At 38.6% G+C, this 17,733-nt stretch carries 15 protein-coding genes; 5 read left to right on the top strand and 10 right to left on the bottom strand.

Annotated elements, in window-relative coordinates; genetic code table 11:
• Positions 1-6: 6 nt before the first annotated feature.
• The 8 genes from flgM to ACQKN4_RS00955 all read right to left on the bottom strand — a co-directional run bounded on the left by flgM (position 7) and on the right by ACQKN4_RS00955 (position 7,736).
• Positions 7-267: a flagellar biosynthesis anti-sigma factor FlgM gene (gene flgM / locus ACQKN4_RS00990; protein ID WP_079559477.1), complete on the bottom strand. Its 261-nt coding sequence runs from the start codon at positions 265-267 to the stop codon at positions 7-9.
• 301 nt (positions 268-568) lie between these two features.
• Positions 569-982, bottom strand: coding sequence for a TIGR03826 family flagellar region protein (locus ACQKN4_RS00985; RefSeq protein ID WP_197139767.1), 414 nt, complete (start codon positions 980-982; stop codon positions 569-571).
• A 263-nt stretch (positions 983-1,245) separates the two neighbouring features.
• On the bottom strand, positions 1,246-1,836 hold the full coding sequence (locus tag ACQKN4_RS00980; RefSeq protein ID WP_427481742.1) for a ComF family protein: 591 nt from the start codon (positions 1,834-1,836) through the stop codon (positions 1,246-1,248).
• Positions 1,833-3,218: a DEAD/DEAH box helicase gene (locus ACQKN4_RS00975; RefSeq protein ID WP_427481740.1), complete on the bottom strand. Its 1,386-nt coding sequence runs from the start codon at positions 3,216-3,218 to the stop codon at positions 1,833-1,835. The genes ACQKN4_RS00980 and ACQKN4_RS00975 overlap by 4 nt, the downstream gene beginning before the upstream one ends.
• A 79-nt stretch (positions 3,219-3,297) precedes the next feature.
• The gene (locus ACQKN4_RS00970; protein ID WP_427481739.1) at positions 3,298-4,140 is read right to left on the bottom strand and encodes a DegV family protein; all 843 of its coding nucleotides are present in this window, start codon (positions 4,138-4,140) and stop codon (positions 3,298-3,300) included.
• A 498-nt stretch (positions 4,141-4,638) separates the two neighbouring features.
• Positions 4,639-5,181 carry a nuclear transport factor 2 family protein gene (locus ACQKN4_RS00965; RefSeq protein WP_427481737.1) on the bottom strand — a complete coding sequence of 181 codons (543 nt, stop codon included), beginning with the start codon at positions 5,179-5,181 and terminating at the stop codon, positions 4,639-4,641.
• A 695-nt stretch (positions 5,182-5,876) separates the two neighbouring features.
• Positions 5,877-6,551, bottom strand: a complete 675-nt coding sequence (locus ACQKN4_RS00960; RefSeq protein WP_079559471.1) for a response regulator — start codon at positions 6,549-6,551, stop codon at positions 5,877-5,879.
• 36 nt (positions 6,552-6,587) lie between these two features.
• A complete protein-coding gene (locus tag ACQKN4_RS00955; protein ID WP_079559470.1) occupies positions 6,588-7,736 on the bottom strand; it encodes a sensor histidine kinase in 1,149 nt (382 codons plus the stop codon).
• A gap of 167 nt (positions 7,737-7,903) precedes the next feature.
• Between ACQKN4_RS00955 and ACQKN4_RS00950 the strand changes: the two genes are divergently transcribed.
• The gene (locus tag ACQKN4_RS00950; RefSeq protein ID WP_427481735.1) at positions 7,904-8,542 is read left to right on the top strand and encodes a YigZ family protein; all 639 of its coding nucleotides are present in this window, start codon (positions 7,904-7,906) and stop codon (positions 8,540-8,542) included.
• Between the two features lie 137 nt (positions 8,543-8,679).
• On the top strand, positions 8,680-9,717 hold the full coding sequence (locus ACQKN4_RS00945; protein ID WP_427481734.1) for an LCP family protein: 1,038 nt from the start codon (positions 8,680-8,682) through the stop codon (positions 9,715-9,717).
• A gap of 422 nt (positions 9,718-10,139) precedes the next feature.
• Here ACQKN4_RS00945 and ACQKN4_RS00940 read toward each other — a convergent pair whose 3' ends face one another.
• Complete coding sequence (locus tag ACQKN4_RS00940) at positions 10,140-11,204, bottom strand: glycosyltransferase family 4 protein (protein WP_079559467.1); 1,065 nt, start codon at positions 11,202-11,204, stop codon at positions 10,140-10,142.
• 223 nt (positions 11,205-11,427) lie between these two features.
• Between ACQKN4_RS00940 and secA2 the strand changes: the two genes are divergently transcribed.
• A complete protein-coding gene (secA2, locus tag ACQKN4_RS00935) occupies positions 11,428-13,791 on the top strand; it encodes an accessory Sec system translocase SecA2 (RefSeq protein WP_427481732.1) in 2,364 nt (787 codons plus the stop codon).
• A complete protein-coding gene (locus tag ACQKN4_RS00930; protein WP_427481730.1) occupies positions 13,791-14,684 on the top strand; it encodes an accessory Sec system S-layer assembly protein in 894 nt (297 codons plus the stop codon). Before secA2 ends, ACQKN4_RS00930 begins: the two co-directional genes overlap by 1 nt.
• A 376-nt stretch (positions 14,685-15,060) precedes the next feature.
• Here the strand turns inward: ACQKN4_RS00930 and ACQKN4_RS00925 are convergent, their stop codons facing one another.
• Positions 15,061-15,942: a LysM peptidoglycan-binding domain-containing protein gene (locus ACQKN4_RS00925; protein ID WP_427481728.1), complete on the bottom strand. Its 882-nt coding sequence runs from the start codon at positions 15,940-15,942 to the stop codon at positions 15,061-15,063.
• Between the two features lie 249 nt (positions 15,943-16,191).
• Between ACQKN4_RS00925 and brnQ the strand changes: the two genes are divergently transcribed.
• A complete protein-coding gene (gene brnQ, locus ACQKN4_RS00920) occupies positions 16,192-17,511 on the top strand; it encodes a branched-chain amino acid transport system II carrier protein (RefSeq protein ID WP_079559463.1) in 1,320 nt (439 codons plus the stop codon).
• Positions 17,512-17,733 lie beyond the last annotated feature (222 nt).

Genomic DNA, 17,733 nt, shown 5'->3' with positions numbered 1-17,733 from the left:
AATTCCTTAGAAACGATAATATTTCAGCATATCTTCTGCCACTTTGCGAGCGTCTACTTTGTATTCACCAGATGCGATATCTTCTTTTAATTGTTTTACGCGGTCTGCACGCTCTGTGTTATATGTTGAAATCCCTTGCATCTCTTGTGCAGTCTTTGAAATTTCGATTTTATCTGTGAAGGATGCCTTGTTAGTGCTTGATTTTACATTGCGCACCTGATTGTTATAGGCGTTCACTGCATTAATACCATATGATGTAATTTTCATGTAATCCCCCCTGTCTAAAAGCTTATCTTACTATTATTTCGGATTGTCTCACATAATGTTAAGTTTTCAAATAGAAAAAAGTGTGCTAATTTTGTTTAAAATTAACACACTTTAGACCTATCAATTATGCCTCGGTATAATTGCAATATAAGATATCAGCCTAAAATCATCGATTCCAGGCGATAACGGCTAACTGACCTGGATCACGCACAAAGCCGATTCCAGGCGTTTTCACAGGATGTGAAGCTCTTAGCCTGAGTTCCTCTATTTCAGCGGGTGTTTGGACACTCACTGAAATAAGTTAACGTTTTCGGTCTGCATGATAGGTTACACGATCACGATCTGCCACACTGTCACGGAACTCCTTCGCTGCCTCAAATGTACGTAAATCCGCCTTCAATTCATCCTGACATTTTGTACAAAGCTTGCCTGTTGTCGTTAAGTGACCACAGTTATCACATGGGTAGCCAAGATTCGGGAACATTGCAGGCTGTAAGCGTCCTTTTCGTACCCATTTATACAACAGTTCCTCTTCAGCTCCTGTTGCTTCAACAATACGTTCTACTGTCGCCGCACGGTTTTCACGTTTACGTAAAAAGCGATAAACGATTTGATATAATTCTTCTTCTGATTGAGCGCATTTATGACATACTTCTCTGACCCCTATATAATTAAAAAACTCATTACATTTCGGACAATTGCGAACCTCTGCCATCTTTCTTCCTCCTCTTAAATCAATTGCGCCTTGGCGTAATTCCGTCTGGATTTTGAATTGTGCCGGGCACCATTCATTCCTTTCAAAATCCGTGACATCCGCCGGAGGCTTTAGGCCAACGTGATGTTGGTCACTCAGTCGTTGCCACAGGACGTGGCGTTCTTAGACTGAGTTCCTCATTCAGTAAGTGTCTGAATGAAGATAATAACAGCTAAACGAACCTTATTTACTCGTAATCTATTATACACAATGCATTAGCATTTTCATCCATTAATTAGTGTGAAGCTTTTGACATTTTCGGCGCCTGCATTTAATAAAACCTCAGTAGCATGCCTTAAAGTCGTCCCCGTCGTTTTTATATCGTCAAAAAGAAAGTATTCTTTATGCTCTACATGGGCTCCATCCATCAGACGGAAAAGAGATGCGACTTGGTTTCGCTGCTCTCTATTTTTGGAGCTTTGCGTTTCTGTCGTCGTCTTTTCTAAAAGTTGTATAAAAGGAATATTCGCAGCCTTCAATAACTCCTCCATATGCGAAAATGTACGTTCCCTTTGCTTAACGGGGTGCATAGGAATCGGTATAATGGTTACTTTTTCATGCTTCAATCGTGCATGTAGCTCCTGCCGAAATACTTTAGCAAGTGCAACATCCTGAAGAAATTTATATTGGTGTAAAAAGTCTTTCATCGCATCATTATATTGGTAAAGTGCCGTTGCTGTTGAGGAATATTCAAACTGAGCAGAGCACCTATCACAGATAGTTGGCTGAAATTGTTTTGTTAAAAGTAGTTTCCATGAGATTGCTGATTGCAAAGGCTGTGAGCATAATAAGCACAGTGTTTCAATTTTATTCATGATAAAAATCCTTTCTTATTGTAATAAAGAATTTTTGTCCGAGCATCATCCATTTCAGCCGTAATCCCATGATGAAAAAATTCGACGTCTCCCTCTGCAAAATCGGCATTTCGGCCAACTCGCCCTGCGATTTGTATGAGTGCACTTGAAGTAAAAATGGTCGATTCTGCCCCAATCACTGCAACCTGTACATTCTTGATCGTAATCCCTCTTTCTAAAATAGTCGTAGTCAGTAAACCTGGCACTTCTTTATCACGTAGTTTAAGCACCTTCTCTTTACGCTCCGGATCTTCCGCATGTACTGCCATGATGCTGTCATCTAATAATTGAAAAAGAGGTGTTGCTATTTTCATTAACTCTACTTTTGGAAAAAATAATAGAAATGGCTCTTTGCGTGCAAGGCGCTCCTCTGTCCATTGTTTTAGCTTTCGAGGAATTTTCCCTCGTTTCAAGCTTTTTTCATAGCGCCATAGGGAATGAAATCGAGGGACTGGTAATGGACGATCATGATAGCGCTTCGGGATAAATGAATAGCTTTCATTTTGATACTGAGTAAGTAGTTTAGGAGAAGGGGTTGCCGTGACCAACAATAGTGGCGCATTTTCTGTTTTTGCCTGTTGGACTGCATTTTGCAACGTTTCATCAAATGTATACGGAAAGGCATCAGCTTCATCAACAATCATGACGTCAAACGCTCGGTCAAATCGATAAAGCTGGTGTGTTGTCGCCAACACGAGCTGGGCGTAGCCCTCCTGCTTTGGTGATTTACCATATAATGCATGGATTATCGTTTGCGGGAAAACTTTTTGAAAGCGTGGATATAACTCTAACACTACATCTGTACGAGGCGTAGCGATACATACTCGCATGCCTTGCTCTAACGCATAATGAACAGTCGGGAAAAGTAGCTCTGTTTTACCCGCCCCACATACCGCATGCAAAAGATGGGAGCTCCTTCCCTTCACACTTTCTAGCATTTCATTTGCCGCCCTCTGTTGAAGCACTGTCAATTGCCCCGCCCACTCGAGTGAATGCTTTTTTGTCCTAATTGCGCGAGGGCCTGTCCAAATCATCAATTGTGTACAACTACTCACTCTGCCCATATTCAGACAATGCCTACAATATATACATTGCTGCAGACACTTTGAACAATCAAACGTTGTAAATTGCTGAAGATCTTCATTATGGCAACGATTGCATTTTACATGTAGCTCTTTTTGAATTCCTTCTATTATATGGAAGAATTTATTCTTGATTGATTTCTCAATATCTTCCTTGGAAAATGGGGCATGCTCCTTCAACCAAATACGTCCTTCATGGAAATCTCGTAATGCAGGTGGCAACAACCAACCTTTGTATGTCATCGCTTCGCTCCCTTTCATGTCGTTTTTTTCGGTAAAAAGTTTCTAAATAAAAAAAACAGCCTCTACACATTTCCTGTAGAGACTGTCTCACTTACTATTATTTTTTTGCCCAACCTAGACCCATTGAGCCTTCACCTAAGTGTGTGCCAATAACGGGACCGAAATAGCTCATTTTAAAGTTAACGTTCGGGTAGGTTGCTGCTAGTTGTGCTAGCCATTCTTCTGCTTCAGCCAGGCAATTCCCGTGGATTACAACAGCGTCCATTGCTTCATACTTTTTAGCATCTTCAGCTAGTAGCTCTTCCGCACGCTTTAATGCTTTTTTACGTGTACGAATTTTTTCAAAAGGTACAATGACCTTGTCCGCAAAATGCAGAATCGGTTTTACTTGTAATAAGCCGCCGATTAATGCCGCTGCTGCAGACAGACGTCCCCCACGTTGTAAGTGCGCTAAGTCATCTACAATGAAGTAAGCACGAACTGATTGCTTCATGTCCTCCAACGAAGCGTGAATCTCTTTTGCAGACAAGCCCTGAGCCGCCAATTCAGCTGCTCGTAGAACGTAAAAACCCTGCACCGCACAGGATATTTCACTATCAAAAGCGGACACATCAATGCCTTCCACCATATCGCCAGCTTGAATGGCCCCCTGATATGTACCACTGATACCACTAGATAAATGAATAGATATTACCTCATCATACTCTTTTGCCAGCTCTTCAAAGAGAGCGACAAATTCTCCAATTGGAGGCTGGGTTGTTTTCGGGAATTCTTTTGCCCCACGTACTTTATCATAAAATTCAGATGCCGTGATATCTACTTCTTCTTCAAAAAGTTGACCTGAGATATTTACACTTAACGGAATCATATGAATGTTTAAGCGTGCTCGTTCCTCAGCCGAAATATATGCAGTACTATCTGTTACGATTGCTGTCCTCATCCATGTCCACTCTCCTATTCTAACTAGTTTACAATCAATTGCGCCTCGACGCAATTGTTGAGAAGATAAAAAGAAATGAATATGAAATGAATTACGACATAACGTAATCTTGTCTAAGCGTCGAATAGGAGGAAGTCGCTTCACTCTTTCAACATTCTAGACAACTGCTAAATTAATCAATTATGCCTCGGCATAATTGGGTCCGAAGCTTTAACTTAGCATTCATTTCACATTCATTTCTTATATATAAATCTCCCCATAACCAAACGAGGTTGATTTCCACCCTATTAATCCTTCTTTGAATAAAAAAAGGCTCATCACCATAAAGAGGGGTTGATTTCCTTTCTTATGAAGCAAGTCCAATAAGCAGTTAGGCGTGATGCTTTTTGCCATCGTTACTACTGCGCTCGCTCTAGGGGCTTGTCTTTGACGCTAATGCCCAGGAAATCGCCCAACCTCAACTTTTAGTGATTAGCCTGAATGAAGAGATCCTCATTTTTATTTGCCAGTACTTGATTTCGTGTCGTCCATATAAAAGACGCTAGTGACCTTCCAGTCCCCATCTTCTTTGACGAGTACTGTAACTTGTTGTCCTGCACTTTCATGCTTCACATTTGTTTTAGTTTGCACTAAATGTAATGTTATATTGGAATGGACCTGTGCTTCATTTTCGTTATATTTTATGATTGTCGTATCTTTAGCATCTCGTTTAACGTCTGACTCTTTAAATACTTCTGTCGTGAATTCTTTTTCTTCATCATAGTCGAAACCTTTTGGATTCTTCGAGAGCGTTTGCATATAACGATCAATATCTTTTGAATTAAAAGTTTCAATATATTCATTAAAGGCTAGTAAAATTGCTTTTCCTTCATTAGCAGGGACATTTTCTGCCTTCGTTATTTGCCCACCATTCATTTCAAATCCGACGGTTCCATCATCAATGATTTTTTGTCGTTCTTCTGCATTCATTTCATCTTTTTTATTACCACAGGCAGTTAACATTAATAAAGTAAGAACTGCTAGAAAACTTTTCTTTAACATCAAAAAACCTCCCGCGCATATTGTAGCATATAAATCCCGTTGTAGGAATTTTGTTGTGTATTTTCAACATTTAGGTGCTATATCTTCCTTATGACGCCCACGCTTATAAAATGTTGCACTAAATCAATTATGCCTCGGCATAATTGCGTCCGGAGTCGGCTTTGTGCTTGGGCCTGCACGATGCAGGTCAGTTAGCCGTTATCGCATGGATGCGATGGTTTTAGGCTAACATCCTATGTGAACTCCTTTCCGATTTCCGTGACATCCGCCGGAGCTTTGGGCCAACGTGATGTTGGTCACTCAGTCGTTGCCACAGGACGTGGCGTTCTTAGACTGAGTTCCTATATTTCAGCGGATGTTTAGATACCCACTGAAAAGTAACTTAAAACCTCATTCATCTCACCACATATAGAGGTAGGAGATGAATGCTGAAAGTAGTTAATCGTTCTCTATGTATAAATTGTTACATTTTTCGACAATTCATTCCCATAAAAAAAACTGTTTTAAAAACTACTAAATAATATAGTAGCCTTTAAAAACAGCTATCAATTATACCTCGGCATAATTGCGTCCGGAATCGGTTTTGTGCTAGGGCCTAGATCAGTTAGCCTGACTCCTTTCCGATTCCGTGACATCCGCCGGAGGCTCTAACTTCTTTTAGTTCTCCTCAAAGAAGTTAAATACAATATATACTATTAGCGTACTTCAACCCAGCCATTTTTGATGGCTGTAACAACAGCTTGTGTACGGTCGTTTACATTCATTTTTTGTAAAATGCTTGAAACGTGGTTTTTAACTGTTTTTTCAGAAATGAATAGCGTCTCACCAATTGTACGGTTTGATTGTCCATCTGTTAATAATTGTAACACTTCACATTCACGCTTTGTTAACAAATGGAATGGGCGACGAATTTCTGTTTGATGGAAGTTACCTTTATTTTCATGCTCAGAAAGGCGACGGAATTCCGCTACTAAATTTTTAGTTACTTTTGGATGTAAATAAGATCCACCATTGGCAACTACTTTAATAGCTTCAACAATTTCATCCGCATCCATTTCTTTCAGCATATAGCCTAGTGAGCCAGATTTTAGTGCGTGTGTTACGTATGTTTCATCATCATGGATAGAAAGCATAATAACCTTTGCATCTGGGTACTCATTAATTAAATCTGCTGTTGCCTCTACGCCATTTTTCCCCGGCATATTAATATCCATTAGTACAACATCAGGTTGATTTTCAGCATATAAAGATACTACATCCGTACCATCATCACCTTCTGCTACCACATCAAACGTATCTTCAAAATCTAAAATACGCTTTACTCCTTCGCGGAATAGCTGGTGATCGTCTACAATAATAATCTTCGTCATTTGTCTTTACCCCCTAAATTTCCTCAAACAATCGTTTTACTCTACTTCTAACGGTATTTTAAATACAACCGTCGTACCTCGATTTATCTCACTTGTAATTGAGATTGTCCCATCCAAAATTTCAATACGTTCTTTCATACCTAAAATCCCAAAGGAATGGTCTTTAACTTTCTGGGAATCGAAACCTATGCCATCGTCCTTTACAACGATATTTACGGCATCTTTCAACCACTCAAGCTTGACCCAAATATCCTTACATTTTCCGTGCTTCATGGCATTCGTTACACATTCCTGCACTAAGCGGAAAATAGATACTTCATAGTTTGATGGTATACGCTTTTCGGTGCTTCTTGATTGGAAATGAACCTCAACACCCGGATTATATTCAGTCACTGTTGATAAGTACTTTTTTAATGTCGGAACAATTCCCAAATCATCAAGTGCCATTGGTCTTAAATCATAGATGATACGTCGCACCTCTGATAATGCATTACGCACCGTTTTCTTTAAATCAGCAATTTCTGCCAAAGCATATTCAATGCCCTTTTCACGATACGTTCTGTCTATTAAATCAGTGCGCATTAGTACATTTGCGAGCATCTGAGCAGGTCCATCATGGATTTCCCTAGATAGACGTTTGCGCTCCTCTTCCTGCGCCGCAATGATACGTATACCAAAATCTTGTTTCATTTTTGCTTGTTCAAGTGCTAAACCAACATTTTTTAAATCTGAAGTTAAGTAATTCAAAACGACATTTACCTGATTGACAATATGATCTGCACGTTCAATCGTATCGAGTAATGCTCTTAACCTTCTCTCCAAATCATCTCGTTTATCACGTAGTTGCTTTTCTTGTGTTCTAATAACGGAGAGCTTCACTTGAAAATCCTGTGCAGTTTCATACGCTTCTCTAACTTGTTCTTCGGTATAATTATCAAAAGCTTTACTCACTAACACAAGTCTTTGCTTGGCAAGCTGTGTGCTTTTTTCTAAAGCATCGCCTTCATCAATAACAATTGAAACTTGTTTTCGAACAATTTCTAGCTCTCTTTGCATATCTTCGAAGCTTCTACGGCTCTGCTCACTTATAATAAAGATATCGTCCTTTGAGCTCATGATTGTTTCTAACATTCGATTAAATATGTCATCAAGCGACTTTAAATCGAAGGTATCATTTGAAAACATAGTATACTCCCCAGTCTAATGTCTTATGATTACTTACCATTTCAATAGACCAATTACATAGTCTACACCCATTATATCATCCCGCTGTTAAAATTTAATGCTTTTTCTTTATGAAAATTATAGAATAGAAGTCAAATAGAACTCTACCTAAAAGGAGATTGGTACGGATGAGAGAAAACTATTTAACAGTAAAAGGATACGGCGAAAGCGAAATTGTTATTTCTAAATCTCGCTTTCTTACTTATATAGAACGCGCAGAAACGGAAGAGGATGCAATTTCTTTTATTGAACGCATAAAAAAAATGCATCATAACGCGACACACAATTGTTCAGCCTATATGATTGGTGAGCATGATCATATTCAAAAAGCAAATGATGATGGGGAACCTAGTGGCACAGCTGGCGTCCCTATGTTAGAAGTCCTAAAAAAACAAGGATTAAAAGATACGGTCGTTGTCGTCACACGCTACTTTGGTGGCATTAAGCTTGGCGGTGGCGGTCTCATTCGTGCTTACGGAAAAGCGACAACAGAAGGTTTACTCGCTGCCCAGGTTGTCGAACGCAAGCTTCATCATTTTATGAAAATTTCTGTTGATTACACATGGCTTGGCAAAGTGGAAAATGAAATTCGCAGTTCTTCGTATACTTTAGAGGAAATTCGCTATTTGGAAGGCGTCGACATTATTGTATCCGTGTTAAAAGAGGAGGAAGAACAGTTCCGAAACTGGGTAACAGAAATGACAAACGGACAGGCAAACATTACGTTTGAGAATGCTCAATTTATTGAATTTATTGTAGATAAATAGTTTTAATTGCCGAAACTATTTATGCATAGTATAATTTTAACGTTAAGCTATTTTATAAACTGCCTATTTATTACATGTATTTGCATAAATTTTAGTTTAATCGTAATATAATCCCCATAACTTAGAGGAGAATATAAATGAAAAATAAAAAGTACAAAAAGAGGTCTTCTAAAGCTTCCTTATTTATAAAAGTTTCCTTACTTCTTGTTGCTAGTTTGGCAATCTGTGTTACTGCTTATGGTGTTTACCTTACTAAACAAGTGGAACACGCAGCTGACTCAGCACATGAAAAATTAGAAGGCCGCGACGTTTCTGCACTTCGCGAAAGTAAAGTAGAGCCGATAAATGATAATGTATCTATCTTATTTGTCGGTGTAGACGATAGTGATAATCGTGGGCAAGGCTCTGATCATTCACGTTCCGATGCACTAGTTTTAGCGACATTAAACAATAAAACGCATACGATTAAAATGCTAAGCATTCCTCGTGATTCATACGTTTATATTCCTAAAGTAGGATATAAAGATAAAATTACCCATGCACACGCTATGGGTGGTACACTGACAACAATCAAGACAGTTGAAGGATTATTAGATATTCCAATTGACTATTATGTACGTATGAACTTCAATGCTTTTATTGACGTAGTTGATGCATTAGGTGGCATCGAAGCTGAAGTACCTTATGCTTTACACGAATTAGACGAATTCGACAAATTTACAATCAACCTGAAGCCAGGTATGCAACATTTAAACGGTAGTGAAGCACTTGCACTCGCAAGAACGCGTAAACAAGATAGCGATATTGAACGTGGTAAACGTCAACAAGAAATTCTATCAGCTATCATCAATAAAGTTTCTTCTGTTGGTTCTATCTCAAAATACGATGATGTCATTAAGGCACTTGGTAATAACATGAAGACGGATATGACATTTGATGAAATGAAATCCTTCTTATCTTATTTAACAAAAGGTGTACCACGCATTGACACTTTAAATTTAGAAGGCACTGATGATATGTCTACTGGTGTATATTATTATCAATTAGATCCAGCGTCAGTTAATGAAGTAAAAGAAACTTTGCAAAACCACCTTGGCTTAGATGAAAATTCAACAAGCCTCACAAATAACGATACTGACAGCGATTCAAGTGAAGAATCTTCAGTAAATAACTAGCTTAACTTATAGCCTTTCCACTTTCATTTCGTGGGAAGGCTTTTTTTATGGAATCCTATGGAGTATTGCTTTCGCGGGGATCCGCTTCTCTTCCGCGGGTATTCACCTCTCTTCCTCGGGTATTCACCTCTCTTCCTCGGGTATTCACCTCTCTTCCTCGGGTATTCACCTCTCTTCCTCGGGTATTCACCTTCCTTTCCGCGGGTATTCACCTTCCTCCCGCGGGTATTCACTCCTCTACCGCGGGTATTCGCCTCTCTTCCGCGGGTATCTCTTCCTCATCCAAGGATTTATTTCTCTTCCGCGAGCATCTCTTCCTCGCCCCAGGATCCGCTTCCCTTTCGCGGGTATTCACCAAAAATCGTGCAAATAGAGTCGACAAAAAAAGCAATCACACAAAATGTATGATTGCTTTCACTTTATTATTTATTAAATATCCGTACAAAATTCAATAATGGTTTATAGTTTTTACCCGCGAGTCCAATGACTTCAACCAATATTTCAATTGCTGTTAAAATAACTGCTACGAGTAAAATTGCACCCCATACTTTTGCCATAGAGAAAATAACTGCTGCTAAACCAAACATTATTGCAATCCCATAAATAATGAGCACTGTTTGTCGATGTGTAAAGCCCATATCTAGTAAACGGTGATGTAAATGTGATTTATCAGGATCAGACCATTTTTTCTTCATGCGTACACGACGAACAATCGCAAAGAATGTATCAGAAATCGGCACACCTAGGATGATAACTGGGATAATTAATGAAACGACTGTAACATTTTTAAATCCAAGCAATGCGAGGACCGATATCATGAAGCCAAGGAATAAGGCTCCTGTATCTCCCATGAAGATTTTCGCTGGGTGGAAATTGTAAAATAAAAATCCGAATGTTGCTGCTGCTAAAATGGCTGCGATTGCTAATACGAACATATTGTTCATAATAATTGCCATGACAGCTAAAGTTATAAGGGCGATCGTTGAAACGCCTGCCGCTAGACCATCTAAGCCATCGATTAAATTAATGGCATTGGTAATACCAACAATCCAAATAATTGTTAAAGGAATACTTAGCAATCCAAAGTTTAATTCACCTACAAATGGTAGGGTAATCATATCAATTTGAATGCCACCTACAAAGATAACGATAAGTGCCGCAATAAGCTGGCCAACTAATTTGGCCTTTGCGGAAATTTCACGCATATCATCTACGACACCTGTTGCTACGATAATGCAAGCACCAATAATAATTGCCAGTAAAAAGTTACTACCATTTTCATTGATTATCAAAATCGGCTGAAATATAGCCACAGCTATTAAAAAAGAAAGGAAGATCGCCAATCCCCCGAGTCTTGGCATAATTCGTGCATGTACTTTTCGGTAGTTTGGTGCGTCGACAGCACCTATTTTGAACGCTAATCGTTTAACTAGTGGAGTTAACAATATTGAAGCAACAAATGCTGCTATTATAGACACGTAGAGCATGTCTCTCCTCCTCAAAAAATAATCTACATTAAATCCAAATTGATTATAGCACGAACCGGCGCCGAAATATACTTTTTCTATTTATTTTCCACCATTTCACAAATATTTTCCATCTTTTGCAGATTGGAAGAATGCTGTATGCCAAATGTAGTCACCATACGTAAAATTTGATAGAATAATGTAGTGTCTAGCAGTTAGACAACATTAAAGGAGCGTATATTTCATGTTCTCAATTTTCAAAAGTAATAAAGAGCAAACGAGTGCTCGTCAATTAAAACGCTACTATAAAATAGTAGAACAAATTAATAGTCTCGAAGAAAAATATGTTAATAAGTCAGATGCAGAATTAAGAGAAATGACTTTTATTTTCAAAGATCGCTTACAACAAGGTGAGCCTATTGTATCCATCATCCCAGATGCATTTGCGGTTGTACGCGAAGCCTCAAAACGTGTATTAGGAATGCGTCATTTTGATGTACAGCTTATTGGTGGTCTTGTTTTAACTGAAGGCAATATCTCTGAAATGCCTACAGGTGAAGGTAAAACGCTAGTTGCTTCCCTTCCCTCTTATGTACGTGCATTAGAAGGCAAAGGTGTTCATGTTATTACCGTCAATGATTACTTAGCGAAACGTGACTTTGAACTAGTTGGACAGATTCACCGTTTCCTTGGTTTAACAGTTGGTTTGAATTTACCAATGATGGAAGCAGACGAGAAAAAGGAAGCCTACAATGCAGATATTACATATGGAGTTGGAACTGAATTCGGTTTCGATTACTTGCGTGATAATATGGCATACAGCTTAGCTGATAAAGTACAGCGTCCTTATCACTTCGCCATTATTGATGAAGTAGATAGTGTACTAATCGATGAGGCAAAAACACCACTGATTATCGCTGGTAAAATGCCATCTAACGATGAATTGCATCGCATCTCATCTATGTTAGCAAAACGTTTCAAAGTAGATGAAGATTATGATTTTGATGATGAAACAAAAGCTACTTCCCTAACAGATAAAGGTATTGAAAAAGTTGAGGCTGCATTCAATATAGATAATCTGTACGACTTAGAGCACCAATCACTTTTCCATTATGTTATCCAAGCCGTTCGTGCTCATGTCATGTTTGAACGTGATGTTGATTACATCGTAAAGGATGACAAAATCGAGCTTGTTGATATGTTCACAGGTCGTATTTTAGAAGGTCGTTCACTATCTAATGGCTTACATCAAGCGATTGAAGCAAAAGAAAATGTAACGATTACCGATGAAAATAAAGCACAGGCACAAATTACAATTCAGAACTATTTCCGTATGTATCCGAAGCTTTCAGGGATGACAGGTACTGCGAAAACACAGGAAAAAGAAATTCGAGAAGTGTACGGCATGGAAGTTATTCAAATTCCAACCAATCGTCCACGTCAACGTGTCGATCAGCCTGATGTTATTTTCAACAAGCAAGAAGATAAATATAAGTATGTAGCCGCTGAAGCGAAACGTCGTCACGAAAAAGGACAACCCGTCTTAATCGGAACAACGTCTATACTGCAATCTGAAACAGTTGCCGATAGCCTGAAAAAAGTAGGCTTAAAATTCCAATTGCTAAACGCTAAAACAGTTGAGCAAGAAGTTGAGCTGATTTCTCAAGCAGGTCAAAAAGGGCGTGTTACAGTAGCTACCAATATGGCTGGCCGTGGTACAGATATTGTGTTAGGCGAAGAAGTTCATGCACTTGGAGGTCTATATGTTATCGGTACCGAAAAGCATGAAAGCCGTCGTGTAGATAATCAGCTTCGTGGTCGTTCAGGTCGTCAAGGCGACGTAGGTGAAAGTCGCTTCATTCTCTCTATTGAAGATGATATGTTCCGTCGCTACGCAAAAGAAGAAGTTGAAAAATTCTCTGCAAAAATGGTTGTCAACGATCAAGGTATTATTCAAAATAAAGATGCTCAAGAACTCATTGACCGTACACAACGAATTGTTGAAGGTTCCCAATACGGTATGCGTGAATACAACCTAAAATTAGATGATGTTATCAATGACCAACGTACAGTTATTTATGGTCTACGTAACAAAATCTTAACTGAAAATGACTTGATGGGCGAGCTTAAAAAAATGCTTCGTGAAACGGTTGAATTTGCTGTTCTTGACGCTGCACCAGAAGAAGTAAATTCTGTTGAATGGAATTATGATCAAATGGAGAGTTCTCTTAACTCACTATTCATTACACCTGTCACAATTAACCGAGAAGTGGGCAGAGTAAAACAAATTTTAGAAGACATTAAACCTTCTGAACAAGAACTGCTCAATCATATAGAGAAATTCGCTGAAAATGAACAAGTACTAGAAGTTCTGCCACAAATCATGCTTAGTTTCATCGATAGTGGCTGGGTGAAACACTTGGAAGTAATGGCTCATTTAAAAGAAGGTATTGGCTTACGTCATTACCAGCAAGAAGATCCAATGCGAATTTACCAACGCGAGGGACTTGAGTTGTTCGGTAAAAATTTCCAAGAATTACGTCGTTCGATTATTATAGAAATTACCGGCTTCATGAAAAAAATTGACGCACAACAGGAGGTACAATAATGGGCTTATTCTCATTCTTTAAAAAATCAGACAAAATCGTTCAAGAAAACACAATTGACTCAAAAGACTTACTAGGAAAAGCTTCTACAAATACAGGCGATAATCGCGATGTTGAAACAAAGCTTTCATTCCATCCAGATTGGGATGTACCACAGGAGCAAAAATACATTTTCAACTTCCTAGCAAACGAACTTGAACCATTAAAACCAAATCAATTATCTCTTTCTTCTATTAGTATTGAAGAAAACAAACGTAAATGGCATGTTCGCGCATTTTTCCGCTCATCTTTACCACAAGCAATCGAGCTGGGAGAAATCGAGCTTTTCATCATGGATAAAAATGACGAGCTAGTAGCATCTAAAAAATTCGATTTCAAAACACTTGGCACAATTCCAGCAGAAAGCGCTCGCCCATGGGTATTTGAATTCGATAAATCTGCAATTAAAGTAGACGAAATCCCTGAAGATGGCTGGAAAATTGCCTTCAACCTCGTGTCCCTTCGCGGCCACCAATTAGAACTTGACCCATCATGGGAAAAACAACTACCAGCAGCTCAAAAAGAAGAGCTAGCAAAAATCGTCGAGACTTTACCAAAACTAGGTGAAACTGAAGTAAACTTCACCGGCCTACAAGCAAAACTAGCTGACAACGGCAACCTAAATGTATCGATTTTCATCCGAAACGGACACAATAAAGCTATTAATCTAGAACAATTACCACTAGAAATTGTAGATGCTACAGGTAAACAAATTGCTAACGGTTCATTCAACATGGATCCAGTATTAACTGTACAACCAAACTCAACGAAACCTTGGACATTCGTCTTCCCTGCAGAACTTGTTGACGCAAAAGACGCCGACCTATCTCGTTGGACAGCACGCGTAACACAATAAACTATCGAAATCCCTTCTTTTTTTAAAAAAGAAGGGATTTTTTTGATCTGCCTTGTGCAGGTGTTTCTGCTTCGCGTGGGTGTTCGCTCGTTTCGCGGGTATTCGTCTTCCTTCCGCGGGTATTTGCTTCTCTTCCGCTGGTATTCACCTCCCTTCCGCGGGTATTCCCCTTCCTTCTGCGGGTATCCCCCTTCCTTCCGCGGGTATTCCCCTTCCTTCCGCGGGTATTCCCCTTCCTCCCGCGGGTATTCCCCTTCCTCCCGCGGGTATTCCCCTTCCTCCCGCGGGTATTCCCCTTCCTCCCGCGGGTATTCCCCTTCCTTCCGCTCATAAAAAAAAGCGATTTCTGCTGTATATGCAAAAAATCGCTTTATTTTTATTTTATAGCGTCGAAACGTTTATAAGCTACTAATCTTGTAGACCAGTAAGAGTATGTAACGTCTGAGACTTCAACACCGTCTGCCCCTGCATGGATAAATTTATTGTTGCCTATATAAATACCCATGTGAGAGATACCCTGTTTATACGTATTTTCGAAGAATACTAAATCGCCTGATACCGGATTATTAACTTGTGTTGAATTACCGAAATAGCCTTCGCTACTGTGTCTGCCTATTTTTAATCCACCTTGATTAAAGGCATAGTAAATAAGGCCACTGCAATCTAGACCATCAGGTGTGTTGCCACCGTAGAGATATGGTGTCCCTACTAATGAATTAGCTACTTCTACTGTTTTCTTATTGATAGCTTGTCCATTTGCAGTAGGATCTTTTGATGTTCCTGCACCTGAAGATCCGTTATTATGTACTGTTTCATTCCCAGGTACTGAAGCTCCCGCAGATAATTTTAACACTTGTCCAATGTAGATCGTGTCTGTCGCAAGCCCATTCCAGTCTTTGATTTCCTTTACTGATAAATTATATTGATTAGCGATTTTGGATAAGGAATCGCCTTTAACTACTGTATGGGAAGTAGTTGTAGGTTTTGATGGTGTTGTTGTTGATGGATTTGAAGGTTTTACCGTTTCGTTAGTCGTTTGTTTTGAAACTTCAAGCTTTTGTGCGACATAAATCATATCATTCTTTAAATTGTTCCATGTTTTTATGTCTTGTACTGTAACTTTATGGTTTGTAGCGATTTTAGATAAAGTATCTCCTTTTTGTACGGTATAAGTAGCTGCTTCTGCGGTCTGTAATGCTAAAAAAGAAGTAGCAATAGTAGTTAAAGCAAGGATTCTTAATTTTTTTGTTTTTTTCATACCAATTTGCCTCCATTCGTGCTAAAATATTTCCTTGTGTGTCTATCATACTAGATATTTTAGTAATCAGAAATCGGAAAAACTGACTATTTTTCAAACAATTTATGAATCTTAATGAATCCGACATATTCTGACAGATAATAAGAGATTATTGATTGCAAGAATAGTATTCGTATGATAACATACACTTCTGTATTTAAAATTTTTAGAAAGTTTAATCTTTTCAAATTTAAAGGAGTTTTAATTTTTATGAAAAACATTTTGCTTTTCATCAAAGAGAATTTAGCAGTAGGTTTACTATTATTTGCCTTGTTTTTAGGCGCCGGAAATATTATCTTCCCCCCATTATTAGGTCAACAAGCTGGTGAGCATATAACGTCAGCAATGATTGGTTTCTTAATAACAGGTGTTGGGTTACCACTATTAGCCATCGTTGCGATTGCGAAGGCGGGTGGCGATCTACAAATACTAGCAAACCGTGTTGGTGCTACCTTTGGTATTATTTTTACATCAATTGTTTATTTAGCAATTGGTCCATTTTTTGCAGTGCCGCGTACGGGTTCTGTTTCCTACGAAATCGGGATTGTCCCATTTCTTCCAGAGGGAGCAGCAGATCATTGGGCACCACTTTTGATTACTTCTGTTATATTTTTCGCCTTAATACTAGTCTTAGCAATTAACCCTTCAAAGCTTGTTGATCGCGTTGGGAAAATTTTAACGCCTGTTCTATTAGGTGTTATTCTATTACTAGCTATTAAAAGCTTTATTTCCCCAATGGGTGAACCAGGGGCAGCTATAGGAAAATACACTTCGTCACCATTGACTGAAGGCTTTGTTCAAGGCTATTTAACAATGGATGTACTTAGTGCATTAGTATTCGGAATCGTTATTTTGCAAGCATTACGCGACATGGGTATGTCAGATACTAAGAAGCAAGTCAAAACGACAATTTTCGCTGGAATTGTTGCCGCTATTGGCTTATCATTTGTCTATATCGCACTTGGACAAATTGGTAACACTAGTATTAATGCAATAGGCGCTTTTGATAATGGTGGTACTATTATAGCGAAGTCAGCTGAAGCTCTTTTTGGTACACTTGGGACTATTATATTATCTGCCACAATTTTACTAGCGTGTATATCTACTGCTGTAGGTTTATTGACTGCCAATGCTCAATTTTTCAATAAACTATTTCCTAGTGTTTCGTATAAAACGTTTTTAGTAATTTTCACAATATTCAGTGCAGCAATTACAAACGTTGGTCTTGAAACAATTATTAGTGCATCACTACCTGTATTATTAATTATCTATCCGCTAGCGATGGTGTTAATGGTTCTGTCACTTTTCGATAACTTCTTTAAAGGTGGAAAAATCGTTTACATTTTAGCATTAATTCCTACATTCTTCGTTAGTCTGAATGATGGTTTTAAGCAAATGGAGATTACTATTACACCGTATGTGAACATTTTGAAAACTTTACCATTATATGAACAAAGTCTGGCATGGCTTGTACCTGCAATAGTCGGTGCGCTTCTCGGCTTTATTATTCATAAGCTAACAAAAAAATAAAATATCTTCATCTATAAGATAACTAGAATCTGCTTGCTTTTTTTGCGAATAAGACTTTAGACAACGACTGTCTAAGAATCTTGCATCCTTTACTTTTTCGCAAAAAGCTAGCAGATTCTTTTTTTGTAGGAAATCCCGTCCATTGCGTGAAGAAGGAAAAATGTCACCTACAACTTTGGTGATAAGCCCTATTACAGTTATATGGAAAATCATGTATACTAT

Origin of the sequence: Lysinibacillus sp. NPDC093692, assembly GCF_050280125.1 — a bacterium.
Taxonomy (GTDB): Bacteria; Bacillota; Bacilli; order Bacillales_A; family Planococcaceae; genus Lysinibacillus.
This window is presented reverse-complemented; position numbering and strand designations above follow the sequence as displayed.